This window comes from Pseudomonas sp. GD04058, assembly GCF_029836855.1.
Lineage (GTDB): Bacteria > Pseudomonadota > Gammaproteobacteria > Pseudomonadales > Pseudomonadaceae > Aquipseudomonas > Aquipseudomonas bharatica.
This window is the reverse complement of the sequence record NZ_JAOECN010000001.1, coordinates 67,088-83,594: the sequence shown is the minus strand read 5'-3', so window position 1 is coordinate 83,594 and position 16,507 is coordinate 67,088. Positions and strand designations below refer to the sequence as shown.

12 protein-coding genes are annotated in these 16,507 nt (G+C 65.1%); 4 read left to right on the top strand and 8 right to left on the bottom strand.

The window, feature by feature from the left end:
* The first annotated feature begins 3 nt into the window (after window positions 1-3).
* Genes N7650_RS00350 through N7650_RS00340 form a run of 3 tightly spaced genes read left to right on the top strand, consistent with a single transcriptional unit; the run spans window position 4 to window position 2,015 of the window.
* Window positions 4-699 carry a hypothetical protein gene (locus N7650_RS00350; protein WP_009398694.1) on the top strand — a complete coding sequence of 232 codons (696 nt, stop codon included), beginning with the start codon at window positions 4-6 and terminating at the stop codon, window positions 697-699.
* A 42-nt stretch (window positions 700-741) separates the two neighbouring features.
* A complete protein-coding gene (locus N7650_RS00345; RefSeq protein ID WP_009398696.1) occupies window positions 742-1,383 on the top strand; it encodes a hypothetical protein in 642 nt (213 codons plus the stop codon).
* 11 nt (window positions 1,384-1,394) lie between these two features.
* Complete coding sequence (locus N7650_RS00340) at window positions 1,395-2,015, top strand: hypothetical protein (RefSeq protein ID WP_279896442.1); 621 nt, start codon at window positions 1,395-1,397, stop codon at window positions 2,013-2,015.
* Here the strand turns inward: N7650_RS00340 and N7650_RS00335 are convergent, their stop codons facing one another.
* The 8 genes from N7650_RS00335 to prmA form a co-directional block, all read right to left on the bottom strand.
* On the bottom strand, window positions 2,016-2,612 hold the full coding sequence (locus N7650_RS00335; RefSeq protein WP_009398700.1) for a MarC family protein: 597 nt from the start codon (window positions 2,610-2,612) through the stop codon (window positions 2,016-2,018).
* Between the two features lie 38 nt (window positions 2,613-2,650).
* Entirely contained in the window at window positions 2,651-5,428 is a 2,778-nt protein-coding gene (locus tag N7650_RS00330) for a hybrid sensor histidine kinase/response regulator (RefSeq protein WP_037060011.1), read from the bottom strand.
* A gap of 135 nt (window positions 5,429-5,563) precedes the next feature.
* Window positions 5,564-6,859 (bottom strand): phosphoribosylamine--glycine ligase, encoded by a 1,296-nt coding sequence (gene purD, locus N7650_RS00325; protein ID WP_009398704.1) that lies wholly within the window; start codon window positions 6,857-6,859, stop codon window positions 5,564-5,566.
* A gap of 108 nt (window positions 6,860-6,967) precedes the next feature.
* Window positions 6,968-8,569 (bottom strand): bifunctional phosphoribosylaminoimidazolecarboxamide formyltransferase/IMP cyclohydrolase, encoded by a 1,602-nt coding sequence (purH, locus tag N7650_RS00320; protein ID WP_279896438.1) that lies wholly within the window; start codon window positions 8,567-8,569, stop codon window positions 6,968-6,970.
* 78 nt (window positions 8,570-8,647) lie between these two features.
* Window positions 8,648-8,968 carry a DNA-binding transcriptional regulator Fis gene (gene fis, locus N7650_RS00315; protein ID WP_003186237.1) on the bottom strand — a complete coding sequence of 107 codons (321 nt, stop codon included), beginning with the start codon at window positions 8,966-8,968 and terminating at the stop codon, window positions 8,648-8,650.
* Complete coding sequence (gene dusB / locus N7650_RS00310; protein ID WP_009398710.1) at window positions 8,965-9,978, bottom strand: tRNA dihydrouridine synthase DusB; 1,014 nt, start codon at window positions 9,976-9,978, stop codon at window positions 8,965-8,967. The genes fis and dusB overlap by 4 nt, the downstream gene beginning before the upstream one ends.
* A gap of 175 nt (window positions 9,979-10,153) precedes the next feature.
* The gene (locus N7650_RS00305; protein ID WP_279896436.1) at window positions 10,154-11,431 is read right to left on the bottom strand and encodes a DUF3426 domain-containing protein; all 1,278 of its coding nucleotides are present in this window, start codon (window positions 11,429-11,431) and stop codon (window positions 10,154-10,156) included.
* Window positions 11,432-11,471: 40 nt separating this feature from the next.
* Window positions 11,472-12,350, bottom strand: a complete 879-nt coding sequence (gene prmA / locus N7650_RS00300) for a 50S ribosomal protein L11 methyltransferase (protein ID WP_064301578.1) — start codon at window positions 12,348-12,350, stop codon at window positions 11,472-11,474.
* A 160-nt stretch (window positions 12,351-12,510) separates the two neighbouring features.
* Between prmA and N7650_RS00295 the strand changes: the two genes are divergently transcribed.
* Window positions 12,511-16,455, top strand: a complete 3,945-nt coding sequence (locus N7650_RS00295) for a type III effector 1 (RefSeq protein ID WP_279896434.1) — start codon at window positions 12,511-12,513, stop codon at window positions 16,453-16,455.
* The last annotated feature ends 52 nt before the right edge of the window (window positions 16,456-16,507 follow it).

The following is a 16,507-nucleotide window of genomic DNA, read 5'->3' as shown; positions in this document are numbered from 1 at the left end:
GCAATGACCCAAGACACCAACCAACCCCTCGACCTCAGCTCCGCCGCCGTGGTGGAAAGTTCCCTGCTGGCCTTCGGCGCCGGCATGACCGCGCAGAACCGCCAGGACGTGAAGAACAGCTACCTGTTCGCCTCCCTGGTCGCCAATAAACGACATAACCAGCTCACCCTGAGCGAAGCCTGGTTCGATTATTTCCTCGAAGCCATGACCGACTGCGGCTGGGCCGTGGCCCGGCGCACCCACGAAAAGGCCAGTGATACCGCTCAGTCCTTAAAGCTCTCCAACGTGGCGGTCCAGGCCGTGCAAGTGGCGGCTTCCAGCCTGCTGGGCGGCGGGCCGGTGGTCCAGGCCCTGGGGCTTTTCGCGGAGAAGGCCATCGACGGGCTGGGCAAGAACGAAGAGGCGCTGACCCTGTTCAAGCGCAGCCTGTACCGTCAATCCAACGTGATGGTCGGTGTGGCCTCGTGCATCGAGACCAAGGATGGCGAGGTAGTCATGGCCCTGGGTGCGATCCAGCGCACCGTACGCAAGGAAGACCTCGATACCGTGCTGTTCGACTGGGACAGCAACACCTCGGCAACCTACCGCAGCACGGCGGCCCTGTCGTTCAACACCCAGATCTACGCCAAGGCACGGGACCTGGTGGAGCAGCGTCTGGGTGAGCGGGCGGTGTCGCGGATCATGGACTACGACATCTAACCCGGCCGGCTTGCCCCCGGCGATTTTATGGAGTGAACGGACATGGATGTCGACGGCTATACGATGTGGATCACCGGGGGCAGCCTGGTTTTGGTCGCCCCGCAGGTCAGCGAGCTGGAGTGCAACCACGCACTCGGCTCATTGCGTCACGCGCAACTGCTTGCCGACGGGGTCATGGCATCGCGTTTCGACCAGTATCGGCGCTGGTACCGCGCCTATCGCAATGCTTTCGGGCGACGCGGCTGGCGGGTTACGCACAGTTGCCAGAGCGTGGAAACTGCCGGCGGCCGCACCCTGCTGTCGCCGACCCAACCCTTGTTGCTGTGGCTGGGCAGCCAGCATGGCGAATTGGGCGAGTTGCTGGAACTTGGCATCGATTCGCTGCTGCTGAACCCGCCGGGGCTGGCACAGCTTTCGTGCAGCGCCTTGCAGGCGCGCGGCGGTATCACACGGATGGTGCTGGAACTGGGCGTGCTACGTCCCGGTTCGCAGCTCAGCCTATGCAGCATCGCCCTGGAAACCAGTGCGACCCTCGACCAGCAGTGGCTGAAGGCGCCGCTGGCCGGTGCGACCCTGCGCGGCGACCTTTATTTCCAAAGCCTGCTGGCCGAGCCTGCACCCGAGATGCGCGACAGCGAGCGCGACGGCTATGCCCGGCTGTCGGCCGGCCATACCCTTCATTGAGGATACCAAGCATGACAGAACAACTTCGGGCGGCCGTGGTCGGCAATGCCCTGATGTCCTTTTTCCCGGATATCGACAAAGACATGCGTGAACGTGTGCAGACCGCCATGCTATTCGCCCAGCGGGCAACCCGGGAGGTGGTCGGCAGCGGGCAGGTCAGCGACGGCTATGACTACTATCGCCAGCAACTGAAATTCCTGGGTTGGGACGCGACCTCGCCGCGCGAGCCGTTCGACCCCGACCTGGAGCGGCGCTCGGTACGCGAGGCCATGCTCGGACGCATCGGCGCTGCCGCTGGCCCCGAGTACTCCGAGATCACCCGCTGGTCCATCGATGCTCTGGGGCTGGTCCAGCCGGCGCTTTTCCGCTTCGAACAGCGCTCGCTTGAGGTGACCTCGTTCCAGTTGCTGCCGTGCCGGGTGAACCGGCCGGGATACGTCGACATGGTCCTGTACCACGAGGACCTCAACCGTGAGGAACTGGGCAACGGCTTTCTCTATCGCGAGCGCACCAGCCGCCGGGTACGTGCCGAACTGGTACGGTTCAATGCCAGGCTCTTCGAGCAGCAGTTCGGCGACAAGGTCCGGCAACGCCTGCTCAAGACCTTGCAGGAAGAGATCTACGAACTGTGATCAGGACACCAGGTAACCCTTGATCCCGGTGAAGATGATCTGGGCCGCAAGGGCGCAGACGAACAGGCCCATCAACCGGCTGACGATCTGCAGGCCCTGGTCGCCGAGGATCTTCTCGATGCGGTTGGAGAGGTACAGCACCAGGCCGACGGTGGCACTGGCCAGGGCGATACTGACGATGGCCAGCGCCTTGTCATCCCAGTGCGGCTGGCTAACCCCCATTACCAGCAGGGCCCCGATGGTACCCGGGCCGACCGTGAGGGGAATGGTCAGCGGCACGATGGTCACATCCTGCTGCACGTTGTCGGTCTGCACCGCCGACTTGCCCTGGGCCATGCCCAGCGCCGAAATGAACAGTACGCTGCCGGCGCCGATGCGGAAGGCGTCCGGGGTGATGCCGAACACGCCGAAGATCACTCGCCCGAACAGGTACAGCAACACGCTGGCGATCAGCACGCCCATCGCCACTTTCCAGGCCAGGTGCTTGCGCTCCTTGCTGGAATACCCGCGGGTCAGGCTGATGAAGCAGGACAGCACGAAGAACGGGCTGTAGAGCACGAGCATCTTCAGATAAACGCTGAACAACTCATGGAGCATGGTCGGGGCTCGCGAAAGGGCAGAGGCGGGCAAGTGTATCAGTGTGACAGCGGCGCATCCGCCGGTGGGTGTGTCTGTTCGCGACGGGCCACCCAGTATTCGATCTGCTCGCGCAATTGCGACAGTTCCACCGGCTTGGACATGTGCCCGTCCATTCCCGCCTGGCGTGCACGCTCCTTGTGTTCGGCGAGGATGTGGGCGGTCAGTGCTACCACCGGCGTGTGCGGCCGCCCGCTCGCCGCCTCCCAGGCACGCAGTTGCTGGGTTGCCGAGAAACCGTCGAGTATCGGCATCTCGCAATCCATCAGCACCAGGTCGTATTGGCGGGCTTTCATCGCTTTCAGCGCTTCCTCGCCGTTGCTGGCGGTGTCCGGTTCGATGCTGAGCTTGCCGAGCATGCCGCGGATGACCTTGGTGGAGATGCTGTTGTCCTCGGCAACAAGGATGCGGAAATCCGCTGGCAATTCGATCGGCATCGGCTTGGGCGGCGGCGCCAGGCTCGGCGGCGGGGCCAGGCTGCGCTGGGCCAGTTCTTCGGCCAGGGTGGTCTTGAGGGTGTAGCCGGCCACCGGCTTGGCGAGGATCCGCTTGACCCCGGCATTGCGCGCGATGATCTTGCTCGGCGCGTTGCTGATGCCGGTGAGCATCACCAGCAGGATGTCGTGGTTGAGACTCGGGTCTTCCTTGATCTTCGCTGCCAGTTGCATGCCGGTCATGCCCGGCATGTTCTGGTCGAGCAGGACCGCGTCGAAGTAGTCGCGCAGGTGCGCCTTGGTGCGCAGCAGGGCCAGGGCTTCCTTGCCCGAGGGCACGGCACTGACGTTCATGCCCCAGGCGCCGCATTGCTGGACCAGGACCTTGCGGCAGGTGTCGTTGTCGTCCACTACCAGCACCCGCGCGCCACGCAGCGAGGCGTCCAGGTCGGTGGCCGGCTGTTCCAGGCGCTGGGCGTCGAGGGGCAGGGTCAGCCACAGGGTGTTGCCCTGGTTGTGGCTGGTCTTGATGCCGAATTCGCCATGCATCAGGTTGACCAGTTGCTTGGCGATGACCAGGCCGAGATGACCGCCCAGCTTGTTGCTGGAAAGGAAATGCTTGCTGTGCAGCTCGGCCTGTAGCAAGGCATCGCGCTCGGCGGCCTGCATGGCTTCGCCGTTGTCCTGTACGGCAATGCGCAGGCGCGGGCTGTCGCCGCGCTGGTCGAGGGCCACCACCAGAAGGATCTCGCCGTGGTCGGTCTTCTTCAGGGCGTTGTCCAGCAGGCTGAGCATGGCCTGGCGCAGGCGCGTCGGGTCGCCGCTGATGACCCGCGGCACCTGGGGCTGGGTGAAGCTGATCAGCTCGATGTTCTGCTGCTCGGCCTTGGCCCGGAAGATGCCCAGGCAGTCTTCGATCAGCGCATTGAGATCGAACTGCACGTCGTCCAGCTCGATCTGCCCGGACTCCAGCTTGGAGATGTCGAGGATCTCGTTGATCAGCGTCAGCAACTCGTTGCCGGCGCTGTGGATGGTTTGCACGTAGTCGCGCTGCTTGACCGACAACGGCGTGCCCAGGAGCAGTTCGGTCATGCCCAGCACGCCGTTCATCGGGGTACGGATTTCATGGCTGATCTTGGCCAGGAACTCGGCCTTGGCGTTGATCTCGGCGTTGCTCGCCGCCTGTTCGCGACTCGCGCTGACCCGTTGCTCGTTGATGCTGCGCAGGCGCTCGCTGACCGACAGGTTGAGCAGCAGGCCGCTGACCACGTTCAGGCCCAGGAGAATGAACATCAACCATTGGGTCGGTGTGCGGGTGAGGCCGAGCAGGGCCGGCAGCACCACCAGGCAGCCAAGATTGAAGATCAGCATGGCCAGGGCGAACAGCCGTGCCGGGGCGAAGCCCTTGTACCAATGCCACGCGGCGATGACCAGCATGCTCAGGCAGCCAAGGGCGACCAGGACATAGGTCATCAGGTTCAGCGGCAGGGTATCGACGAACAGCAGCAACAGGCCGCAGAACACCACCAGCAACATCTGGCCGTGCAGCAGGCGATTGACCGGTGACGGCCCCAGCGGGGCGAAGAAGCGCTGGGTAAAGGCCAGGCCGCAGAGGGTGGCGAGCATCACCGTAAGGTAGGCCGCCGGGGTCCGCGCGCTGTGCCAGAGACTCCACGGGCCGCTCAGGTTGAGCAGGATCAGGGCGCTGAGCAGCATCAGCAGATGGTAGCCGGCCAGCCACAGGCTGGTGGCCGAGCGCGAATAGGCAAAGCGGGCCAGGTTGTGCAGGACCAGCATGCCCAGGCAGCCGATCAGAAGGCCGAACAGTAGCGGCCGGCGCTGGTCGGCGGCGGCTTCGACGGCAGGCAGCAGGGTGATGCCAGGGCGCAACTGGTGTTCGGAAACCAGTCGCAGGTAGACGTCCAGGGCCACCGGGCTGGCGGGCAGGGACAGCAGGTGGTCGCTGCTGCCCAGGGTCAGCAGGCCGCTGTCGCTGCGCCGGCCGTCATGGCTTTGCTGGAGCAGGTTGTTGCCGTCCAGGACATAAAGATCCAGACGGGAAAGATCGGGGGCGAAGATGCGAATGACCTGTTCCTGCTGCCCGGGGGGCAGGCGCAGGTGCAGCCACAGGGCCTGGTTGGGCGCGGCGGCGTTGAGCTGGGCGGGCTCTATGGGGCTGAACTGGTTGCGGTAGCGCTCGGAGCGGATATCGCCAAGTTGCAGATTGCCTTGGGTATCGAGCAGAACGGCCCAGCCGCTGCCGGAATCGGCGGACGCCGGTGGCAGGCAGAGCAGGGTCAGCAAGCTGACGACGATTCCAATGGCAGTCCTGAGCCAACGCACGAAATATCCCTTCCTAGCGTGATGCCGGTGCACAACTATGCGCGGCGTGCCAAGTCCAAGGCAAGGCCCCCGGCGGGGCCCTGCCGACCGGCCGCAAGGCGCGCCAGAGAGGCGCTGCGCCTGCGTGCCGACGGATTACTCCTGATGCTCGCCCCGCTCGCGGGCAATGGCACGGTAGCCAATGTCCTTGCGGTAGAAAGCGCCTTCCCAGTCGAGTTCCGCAGCCAGGCGGTAAGCCTGTTGCTGGGCGGCCTCGACGGTATCACCCAGGGCGGTAGCGCAGAGCACGCGGCCGCCGCTGGTGACGACCTGGCCGTCCTTCAGGGCGGTACCGGCATGGAACACCTTGCCTTGCAGCGCGGCGGCGGCACCCAGGCCCTTGATTGGCGCGCCCTTGGCGTAATCGCCAGGATAGCCGCCGGCCGCCAGGACGATGCCCAGGCTCGGACGCGGATCCCAGACCGCTTCGACCTTGTCCAGGGCCTTGGCCAGCGCGGCCTCGACCAGCAGCACCAGGCTCGACTCCAGGCGCAGCATCACCGGTTGGGTTTCCGGGTCGCCGAAGCGGCAGTTGAACTCGATGACCTTCGGGTTGCCGGCTTTGTCGATCATCAGGCCTGCATAAAGGAAGCCAGTGTAGACGTTGCCTTCGGCAGCCATGCCGCGCACGGTCGGGTAGATCACCTGGTCCATGACGCGCTGGTGCACCTCGGCGGTGACCACCGGCGCAGGGGAGTAGGCACCCATGCCGCCGGTGTTCGGGCCGGTATCGGCGTCGCCGACACGTTTGTGGTCCTGGCTGGTGGCCATTGGCAGCACGTTGGCGCCGTCGACCATGACGATGAAGCTGGCTTCCTCGCCGTCGAGGAATTCCTCGATGACCACGCGCGAGCCGGCTTCACCGAAGGCATTGCCGGCGAGCATGTCGCGCACGGCGTCTTCGGCTTCGGCCAGGGTCATGGCGACGATCACGCCCTTGCCGGCGGCCAGGCCGTCGGCCTTGATCACGATCGGTGCGCCTTTTTCGCGCAGGTAGGCCAGGGCCGGCTCGATCTCGGTGAAGTTCTGGTAGTCGGCGGTCGGAATCCTGTGGCGGGCCAGGAAGTCCTTGGTAAAGGCCTTCGAGCCTTCCAGCTGGGCGGCGCCGGCGGTCGGGCCGAAGCAGTCCAGGCCACGCTTGCGGAACAGGTCGACGACACCAGCGACCAGTGGTGCCTCGGGGCCGACGATGGTCAGCGCGACGTTCTTCTCGGCGAAGTCGGCCAGTTGCTCCAGGGCCAGCACGTCGATAGCGACGTTCTCGCACTTGGCTTCGGTGGCGGTGCCGGCGTTGCCGGGGGCGACGAAGACTTTCTCGACCCGTTGGTCCTGGGCGACTTTCCAGGCCAGGGCGTGCTCACGGCCGCCGCTGCCGATGATCAAAACGTTCATGTGCAAACCTCGATGACGCTAATGCTGTTGGCTTTCATGGGAAAGGCCGGAGGGCAGGGTGTCTGCTCCGGCCTCATCGCTGGCAAGCCAGCTCCCACAGGGGGCGAATCAATGGCGGAAATGGCGCATTCCGGTGAAGACCATGGCGATGCCGGCTTCGTCGGCTGCTGCGATCACTTCGGCGTCGCGCATCGAGCCGCCTGGCTGGATCACGGCGGTAATGCCCACTTTCGCGGCATTGTCGATGCCGTCACGGAACGGGAAGAACGCATCCGAGGCCATGACCGCACCCTGCACCTGCAGGCCGGCGTGCTCGGCCTTGATCGCGGCGATGCGGGCGGAGTTGACGCGGCTCATCTGGCCGGCGCCGACGCCGATGGTCTGGCGGTTCTTGGCGTAGACGATGGCGTTGGACTTGACGAACTTGGCCACTTTCCAGGCGAAGATCAGGTCGTTGATTTCCTGCTCGCTCGGGGCGCGGCGGGTCACGACCTTGAGGTCGCCCTCGGTGATCATGCCGATATCGCGGCTCTGTACCAGCAGGCCGCCGGTGACGCGCTTGTAGTCCCAGGCAGCGGCACGTTCGGCCGACCATTCGCCGCAGGCCAGCAGGCGCACGTTGGCCTTGGCCGCGACCACGGCACGGGCTTCCTCGCTGACGCTCGGAGCGATGATGACCTCGACGAACTGGCGCTCGACGATGGCGCGGGCGGTTTCGCCGTCCAGCTCGCGGTTGAAGGCGATGATGCCGCCGAAGGCCGATTCGGTGTCAGTGGCGTAGGCCAGTTCGTAAGCCTGGCGGATGCCGCCTTCAGGGCTGACCGCAACGCCGCACGGGTTGGCGTGCTTGACGATGACGCAGGCCGGCTTGACGAAGCTCTTCACGCATTCCAGCGCAGCATCGGTGTCGGCCACGTTGTTGTACGACAGTTCCTTGCCTTGCAGTTGCACGGCGGTGGCAATGCCGGCTTCCGACGGCTTGGCCTCGACATAGAACGCCGCGCTCTGGTGCGGGTTCTCGCCGTAGCGCATTTCCTGGGCCTTGATGAACTGGCTGTTGAAGGTGCGCGGGAACTCGCTGCGGCCTTCGGTGCCCAGGGTTTCGGCGGCCTGGTTCACGGTGCCCATGTAGTTGGCGATCATGCCGTCGTAGGCTGCGGTGTGCTCGAATGCCTTGAGCATCAGGTCGAAGCGCTGGGCGTAGGTCAGGCCACCGGCCTTGAGGTTTTCCAGGACGCTGGCGTAGTCGCTGGCGTTGACCACGATGGCCACGTCCTTGTGGTTCTTCGCAGCGGAACGGACCATGGTCGGGCCGCCGATGTCGATATTCTCGATGGCGGTCGGCAGGTCGCAGCCCGGCTTGGAGATGGTGGCTTCGAACGGGTACAGGTTGACGGCGACCAGGTCGATCGGCTTGATCCCGTGCTCCTGCATGATGGCGTCGTCGGTGCCGCGACGGCCGAGGATGCCACCGTGGATTTTCGGGTGCAGGGTCTTGACCCGGCCGTCCATCATTTCCGCGAAGCCGGTGTAGTCGGCGACTTCGACCGCGGCGATGCCGTTGTCCTGGAGCAGCTTGAAGGTGCCGCCGGTAGACAGGATCTCGACGCCCAGGCCTTGCAGCTCACGGGCGAATTCGATGATCCCGGTCTTGTCGGAAACGCTGATCAAGGCACGGCGGATCGGCAGGCGGGTAGTCTGGTCGGTCATTTCAGATTCCATAACGCGGTGGAGTCAGCAAAAAAGGCGACCTCACGAGGAGTCGCCTTTTCTGGTTGGGGTTCATGCTTACAACAGGTCGTACTGCTTGAGTTTCTTGCGCAAGGTGCCGCGGTTCAGTCCAAGCAGCTCGCTGGCCTTGGTCTGGTTGCCCTTGACGTAGTTCATCACGCTTTCGAGCAGGGGCGCCTCGACTTCCGAGAGCACCAGGTTGTACACGTCCGTGACGGCCGCGCCCTCGAGGTGGGCGAAGTAGTTGTGCAGCGCCTTCTCCACGCTTCCGCGAAGGGTCTGGCCCTCTTCGCTCGGGGTATTGAGGTGCTGTTTCAGGTTGACGTTGTCGCTCACGGGCGTTGTTCCACTCACTAAAGTCTCGGTCATCATCGTCATGCGGCCACCCCTTGTCCGTCCTCTGTCTCAAGGCTCTGTTCGCGTTCGCGGAAGAACTGGCGAACGTCGGCGCATTGCGCGTGCGTGTCTTCCAAACGATTGAACCGGGCACGGAATTCACGGGCTCCCGGTAACGTTGCCAGGTACCAGCCAACGTGCTTGCGGGCGATTCGCACGCCCATTACATCGCCGTAGAAGGCATGCAGCGCTGCCAGGTGTTGCAGCAGAATCCCTTCCACTTCGCCCAGCTGTGGCGCCGGCAAGGTTTCGCCGGTGCGCAGGTAATGCTCGATCTCGCGAAAGATCCAAGGTCGCCCCTGGGCGGCCCGACCGATCAGCAGGCCGTCGGCGCCGGTGCTGTCGAGTACCTGGCGGGCCTTCTGCGGCGAAGTGATGTCACCGTTGGCGAACACCGGGATCGACACCGCTTGCTTGATCATCGCGATGGTTTCGTACTCGGCTTCGCCGGTGTACAGGTCAGCGCGGGTCCGGCCATGCACGGCCAGGGCCTGGATCCCGGCCTGCTCGGCGATCTTCGCCACGGTCAGGCCGTTCTTGTTGTCCCGGTCCCAGCCGGTACGGATCTTCAGGGTCACCGGCACCTCCACCGCGGCGACCACCGCGTGGAGGATTTCACTGACCAGCGCTTCATCTTTCAATAAAGCAGAGCCTGCGGCCTTGTTGCAGACTTTTTTTGCCGGGCAGCCCATGTTGATGTCGATGATCTGGGCGCCCAGCTCGACGTTGGCACGTGCCGCCGCCGCGAGCATCTGCGCGTCGCCGCCGGCGATCTGTACCGAGCGTGGCTCGGGATCGCCTGCGTGGATCATGCGCAGGCGCGACTTGCGACTGTTCCACAGGCTCATGTCGCTGCTGACCATCTCGGACACCACCAGGCCAGCGCCCATTCGTCGGCAAAGCTGGCGAAAAGGCTGGTCCGTGACGCCGGCCATGGGGGCCAGGATCAGGTTGTTCTGCAGTTCGTAAGGGCCGATGCGTACCGCCGACATAGGAGTTCCCTGTTGTGGGGCCGGATCATTAGAGTTCGAAAAAGGGTGGGCATGATACCCGCTCTCGATGACCGGATAAAGATGAATCTGGATAAAATCTGAACAGTTACGACGCGAGGACGGGACGCGGGCAACCCGCCGCCGACGCCACAACACTGGCGCCGAAGGCCGGGAATCACTCGGGAGAGCGGAAGCTCAGGCTGTAGTTGACCGCTTTCGGGCCCGGATCGAGGATGTCCAGGGCGATGTGGATCGGCGTCTGGCTGGGCATCTCGTCCTTGCCCGCCAGCTCGCCGCCGAGATACTCGGCGGGCTTGAAGCGCCGGCTGGCGATCAACTGGCCGTTGAGGTCGGCGAAGCGCAGCTCCAGCAGAGGGAAAGGCTGGGAGAACGGCGCACGATTGTAGATGATCGCGTCCACTACCAATGCGCCCTTGAAGTCCGGATGGCTGCGTACCACCAGGTTGCTGCTCTTGATCCGGGCGATATCCACCTTGGACGGCACCTCGCATCCAAGGCTCGGGCACAGCTGCTGGAACCACGGACGGTATTGGTCCTGACGGGCCAACTCGTCGAAGTGATACCAGATGTACTGGCCCGCCAGGCCTGCGGCAGCCAGCAGGATCAACAGGCTCCACAGCAGTTTGCGGCCCAGGGTGCCCTGCGGTTTCTGCCAGTCGAGCTGGATCGGGTCGTCGACCAGGTCGACCAGGGATTCCTTGCGTGGCGTACTGCCAGCCGGGGGCAGGGCGCCCAGTTCCGGCTCGCGACGGTCGCTGCTGTCCTGGCCTGCCTCTTCCGGCTCGTCGTCGCGGGCCGACAGGCCGGCGCCGCTGTCGAGAGGCTCGTCGCGCTCTTCTTCGATCGCCAGCGAGCGCACCGGCGGGGTGTCATCGGGCCCCGGCAGGTCCAGGGACAATGAAGGTTCGGTGCGGGCCTGCCGCTCCTCGACATCGTCACCCTCCGCTTCCAGCGGCGGTTCGTCGAGCGTCGGCGCCAGGGGATCGTGCTCCTCGGTGGTGGACAGGCCATCTTCCAGGCGCTCGTCGGGGTCGGCTTCGTCGCGCTTGGCGCTGAGGCTGTCGTCACGACGCGGGGAGGCATTGAACGACAGGCTCGGCTGGATCTCGCGCTGTTCCAGGCGGGCCAGTTCGCTGTCCAGGTCGAGCTGGTCCAGGTCGACCTCGCCCCAGGCCGGCAGCGCCGGGCCTTTTTCAGCGGGCACCGGATCGCTCGCGGGTGTCTCGATGGGCGGCGCGGCCGGTGCTGTCCCGGCAGGCGGCATCAGCACCGATTGCAGCGACGCGTTCTGCTCCAGCAATTGCTTGGCAGCATTGAAGACCTGCAGGCAATTGCCGCAGCGCACGACCCCTCGCGCCACGCTCAACTGGTTATGGCTGACGCGAAAGCTGGTCTGGCAATGCGGGCACTGGGTGACGAAACTGTCGGTCATGCGGAGATCCGGGGTGGGCTGAGGTGAAGTCTAGGTGCTGTTAGCGGCGGCGACCACTGATGCGAACCCAGCCATCGCGCACAACGATCGGGTCCAGATCGAAGTCCGCCGCGTAGGCCGCAGCCACTTCCTCGCCCTGCTCGGCAAGGATGCCCGAAAGCGCCAGCAGGCCGCCCGGGCGAACCAGGCCGCTGAGTTGCGGTGCCAGCGAGACCAGCGGGCCGGCGAGGATGTTGGCGACCAGCACGTCGGCCTGCATCGCTGGCATCTGCTCCGGTAGGTACAGGTCGAAGTCAGCCTCGGCGATGCCATTGCGCCCGGCGTTGTCGCGGGAGGCTTCGAGGGCCTGGACATCGATGTCGGTGCCGGTGGCACGGCGCGCGCCCAGCAGCAGGGCGGCGATGGCGAGGATGCCCGAGCCGCAGCCGAAGTCCAGCAGGTTGACGCCCTTCAGGTCCTGGCCGTCCAGCCATTCCAGGCACAGGGCGGTGGTCGGGTGGGTGCCGGTGCCGAAGGCCAGGCCCGGGTCGAGCAGCAGGTTGACGGCGTCCGGCTCCGGCGCCGCGTGCCAGCTCGGCACGATCCACAGGCGCTGGCCAAAGCGCATGGGCTGGAAGTTGTCCATCCAGCTGCGCTCCCAGTCCTGGTCGGCGATCACTTCTGCATGGTGCTCGGGCAGCTCGGCGCCGGTCAGCAGTTGCAGGTGGGCGAACACCGCCTCGGGCTCGGCATCGGCCTCGAACAGGGCCAGCAGGTGGGTATTGGACCACAACGGCGTGGTGTTCAGGTCCGGCTCGAAGATCGGCTGGTCTTCGGCGTCCATGAAGGTCACGGAAACCGCGCCCACTTCCAGCAGGGCGTCTTCATAGGTTTCGGCCTGTTCCGGAGTGATGGCCAGACGAACTTGTAACCAGGGCATGGGGGTACCTTCACCAGGGGATTCAGCGCAGTGCTGCGAAAGCCCGCCAGTTTACGCCAGGCGCACGGCAAAGTGGATAACAACCCGGCTAACTATCTATCACCCCGTCGTGCCAAGGCTCGTGCAACCTGAGCTGCCTCATTCAACAAGGAGTCAGATGATGAGCATGAAGCTGGAGGATGGCGCGGCACGCTTGTCGCTGCTGCAACTGACACGCTGGGAGCTATGGATCGACGGTTTTTTTGACCGGCGGCCGTATTTCGCAGACTTCGCCCTTGAGCGGCTGATGGTTCACCTGCGCACCTATTACCCGGAAGGTGATATCGCGCCCGGCTTCCCCCAGGCGCTGCTGCGAGCATTGTTGCAGCGCCTGATCGACGGGCATTTGCCGGATTTCGACGCCGACCTGCACGGTCCCTTGCGCTGGCTCGCGCAAGCGGACCCTGAGGACGCGCAGGAGGGCTGGAACGAACGCCAGCAGACCGTGGCGCAGATCATCGAAGGTGCGGCGACCGGTGTGCTGGAGGATTATTGCCAGGCATTGCGCCGGCAATGGACGCAGCGCCCCGCCGGCCTGGACGGTGCCAGTGCGGTGGGCGAGCGTTTCCTGGATCGACTGGAAGCGCATTGCTCGGCGCTGAAGACGCTGTTCTGTGCCGAAACCCTCAAGCGCTTCGATGGCGACAGCCTGCTGCAGTACATCCAGGACCTGGACGCCCGCTGGCGCTCGCTGTTCGACGGTACTGGCAGCCTGCCCGAGGCCGAGCGGCAGCAGATCGATGCGCTGGTGCGTGTAGCGCTTGGCGATTGGTTCGGCGCCCTGAGCGCTGAAGAGTTGGAAGTGCTGCGCCATTTCCAGCGCCACCATGGCCTGCTGCGGGAGCAGCTCAGGTTGTTGCTGTACGGAGTGGACTCCCTGGAAGCCCATGCCCGCCTGGCGATCATCGACTACTGCCGGCTTGCCCACGGCCTGGATATCGACCCCGACGAAATGCAGGTCCGCACCAGCGTGGAGCACCGCCGGTACCCGGTGGCACGCACCCTGCGTCTCGCCGCACTGGTGGCGGAAGGTCCCTTCGCCGCCAGCCCGGACAAGGTCCGCACCCTGCTGCGCGATCCCGGCGCGCTCAACCAGGTACTGCCAGCCGGTTTCCTCGACGAGTTGCTGCTGAATGTCGATCCGCGCGCCGGTTATCACCAGGCACTGGCCGAGCGTTATGCCAATCCGGACGTGTTCTCGGCCCTGCTCGACCTGAACGACATGCGTCTCCAGCAGAGCGCTTTCATCGCGCGGTGCAAGGGCCACCTGGGGGCCGACAGCTATGCGCGGGTGCTGCGGGTGCGTGCCGGAAACGGTGTGGGGCGGGACGAGCCCGGTGACAAGGTTACCGGGGTCTCCCAGTTTCCCGATGAACCGCTGGCACAACTGATGCTGTTCTATCACCAGGACGACGCTGGCCAGTTGTCCGGGCTGGTGTTGTATGCGCCCGGCAAGCCCGATGGCCAGGAATGGATAGAACTGGCCTCGCTGCGTGCCCTTGCCGTGGAGTTGGGGCAATGGCTGGCTGATGAGGCCGGAACCCGTTACCTGCTGGACCGGATCAACGTACGCGGGCAGCGCAAGGCCGAGCAGTTCTACGCCGGGGTGCGTGAGCGGCCGGATGCCTGGGACCTGACCCGCGACCATCGTGGCCCGCAGCATGGCTATGCCCAATGCTGCCGTTACCTGATCGAGCTGGGGCGGGACAACCATCTGGAGCAGGTCGCCTGGTACGAGGCGCCGCGTTGGTTCGCCGAGCTGACGCTGAAAGAGCGCCAAGTCATCGCCGGGCTCAACGAGGACCTGCGCCTGCTCGACCTGGCGATGCAGCAGCAGGTCTCCGAGCAGGAAAGCCTGCTGGCGTTTTCCCGGCGCACGGTCAAGGCGGCGATCGCCGATTACCTCCGTCAATGTGGCGTCACCGGTGAGGTCGACCCGGAAACCATCCTCTTCGATTTCTTCCCGGGGCTCATCGCCTCGGGAAAGACCACACGCACCCTGCTCGATCTGGCCATTTATGGCTATGACGACAATTGGGGCCTGGACAATCCGCGGATGCCGGTGCGCTCGTCCGTCGGCCAGGACCTGGGCAGGGTGCGCGCCGCCGAGCTGGTGGCTTATGTGCGCAGAGCCTATATCGGCCAGGCTTATGCAGACTCGATTCGTGCGCGGTTCCTCGACCCTGCCGATCCTGAATATGCCAAGAGGCGGGCCCTGCATTTCGCCCTGGCGCAGACCACCTTGCGGCGCGATGTGCATGCCACCCATGGCAAGCGAATGATCAATGACGGCGAGCGTGACTGGTTGCTCGAGGTCGTCGAGCAACTGGGCGAGGTGCGCGAGCCACAGGGCGAGTCGGCGGACAATATTGCCGGCAGCGGGGTGTTCCGCTTCACGCTCAACGGGCGCAGGAGCACCGGGTTGTATGTGTTCCGGCGTATCGTCGGTGGCGTGGCCCAGGACTGGCTGTATACGCCGCAGGCACCCGACGGCCTGACCTTGCGCAAGTACCGGGGCTTCGTCGGTGCCGGCCGCGGCGCTTTGCACGACTGGTACCTGCAGCACGTACGCTTCGTCGACCGGCCAAAGGTTTCCGAATGGCTGATGCAGCTGGCGAAGGGCGAGCGGACCCGCGACACCCTGCGCGAGGGCAACCGGATCGTCGATTTCATGGCCGAGTACGACGCGTTCCTCGAGAGTCATGCCAGCGATGTCGAGGCGGTGACCCGCAGTCGCCACGAGGTGATCGTCGAACAGGTGACAAAAGGCCTGCTATACGCGGCCTTTCCCCTGAGCCTGGCGTTTCCGCCGCTGGGCTTCGCCCTCGATGCCGTATTCATCGCCATCGGCAGCTACAAGGCTATTGCCAGTCATATCGCCGATGACGATTCGGCGGCACTGAACCACTGGGTGGGGGTGGCGATCGCCTTGTGGGGCATTGCCTTGCCGGGGGCCTGGGGAGCGCTGACCCATGCCTCGCGGGCGGGCCTGCGCAAGGCCAGCGAGGCTAGCCGCTGGGCTCAACTGACCGACCAGGCCCGGCCGGGTATCCGCCAGGGCGAGCGGGCGGCGGTCAGCGTCATGGACGAGCAACGAGCCTTGAGGAAGGTCCCGGACAACCTGCGCAGCATGGAGCGGGGCGGCATCTGGCGCGGGGTCTACAGCCGGGGCGGCGAAGACGGACGGGAAGCGTTCTACGTCAATGACCGCGGACGCTACTTCCAGGTGATCCACGACTCCGACCTGGATACCCTGCGTTTGCTCGATCCCCGCTACCCGCGGGCCCAGTACCGCGTGCCGATCCGCCTCGGGCCGGGCAACCGCTGGCAGTTCAACGAGCGGGTCGGGCTGCGCGGCGGGGCGCCGAGCCAGTATCTCGGGCGAGTCTGGGACGTGGCGGATGCCTTTGCCGCGCGGACCAATCCACTGCCGCAACGTGGCGTCTTGCAGGGCGAGGGGCTGATCGCGCGGTTCAATCCGACGGGCAGCGACAATTACCTGTACTCGCTGAATATCGAGTCCTGCGTCGCGGTCTGCCTGTACAACCCGGCGACCCGAGGCGGGGCACTCATCCATGTCGACCACAATATTGGCCGGCTGGTTGAGGACGCACTGGATTCCGCCTTGCACGGCATTCGTCGTGGCGGGGAAGAAGGGCGGATCAGTGCGGTGCTGGTGGGCGGTGACTGGTTGTCCACGGCGTCGGATATCGGCGGACCGCTGCGTTCGGCCCTGGCGCGCCGGGGGATCCAGCCGCAGTGGGATCATTGGTCGTACTCGTCGTGCCTGGGCAATATCTACGGCGTACGGTTCGACCTGGCGGACGGCGCGACCAGCGTGTTTACCTCGACCCGGTCCAGTGTGCAGAAGGTGCTCGATCCGATCCTGCTGGAGGCTTCGCTGGGCGGCAGCAGCGATATCGCCGTGCGTGCCCGGCGCTTCATGCAGCGGTTCCGCCAGGAGGTGCTGGTGCAGCGGCGTGACGGGCAGGTCACCACCCTGGCCGGCCGGCCGGCGACAGCGCAGCAGATCGAGGCGCAGGCATTGCAATTAACCAACCTCTAGCAAGCGGCGCTGATCCCTGTGGGAGCTGGCTTGCCAGCGATTTGGCCCGACT

Coding starts and splice junctions, on each gene's coding strand:
- N7650_RS00350 (WP_009398694.1), top strand. CDS start 4: ATGACCCAAGACACCAACCAACCCCTCGACCTCAGCTCCGCCGCCGTG.
- N7650_RS00345 (WP_009398696.1), top strand. CDS start 742: ATGGATGTCGACGGCTATACGATGTGGATCACCGGGGGCAGCCTGGTT.
- N7650_RS00340 (WP_279896442.1), top strand. CDS start 1,395: ATGACAGAACAACTTCGGGCGGCCGTGGTCGGCAATGCCCTGATGTCC.
- N7650_RS00335 (WP_009398700.1), bottom strand. CDS start 2,612: ATGCTCCATGAGTTGTTCAGCGTTTATCTGAAGATGCTCGTGCTCTAC.
- purD (WP_009398704.1), bottom strand. CDS start 6,859: ATGAACGTTTTGATCATCGGCAGCGGCGGCCGTGAGCACGCCCTGGCC.
- purH (WP_279896438.1), bottom strand. CDS start 8,569: ATGACCGACCAGACTACCCGCCTGCCGATCCGCCGTGCCTTGATCAGC.
- fis (WP_003186237.1), bottom strand. CDS start 8,968: ATGACGATGATGACCGAGACTTTAGTGAGTGGAACAACGCCCGTGAGC.
- dusB (WP_009398710.1), bottom strand. CDS start 9,978: ATGTCGGCGGTACGCATCGGCCCTTACGAACTGCAGAACAACCTGATC.
- N7650_RS00305 (WP_279896436.1), bottom strand. CDS start 11,431: ATGACCGACAGTTTCGTCACCCAGTGCCCGCATTGCCAGACCAGCTTT.
- prmA (WP_064301578.1), bottom strand. CDS start 12,350: ATGCCCTGGTTACAAGTTCGTCTGGCCATCACTCCGGAACAGGCCGAA.
- N7650_RS00295 (WP_279896434.1), top strand. CDS start 12,511: ATGAGCATGAAGCTGGAGGATGGCGCGGCACGCTTGTCGCTGCTGCAA.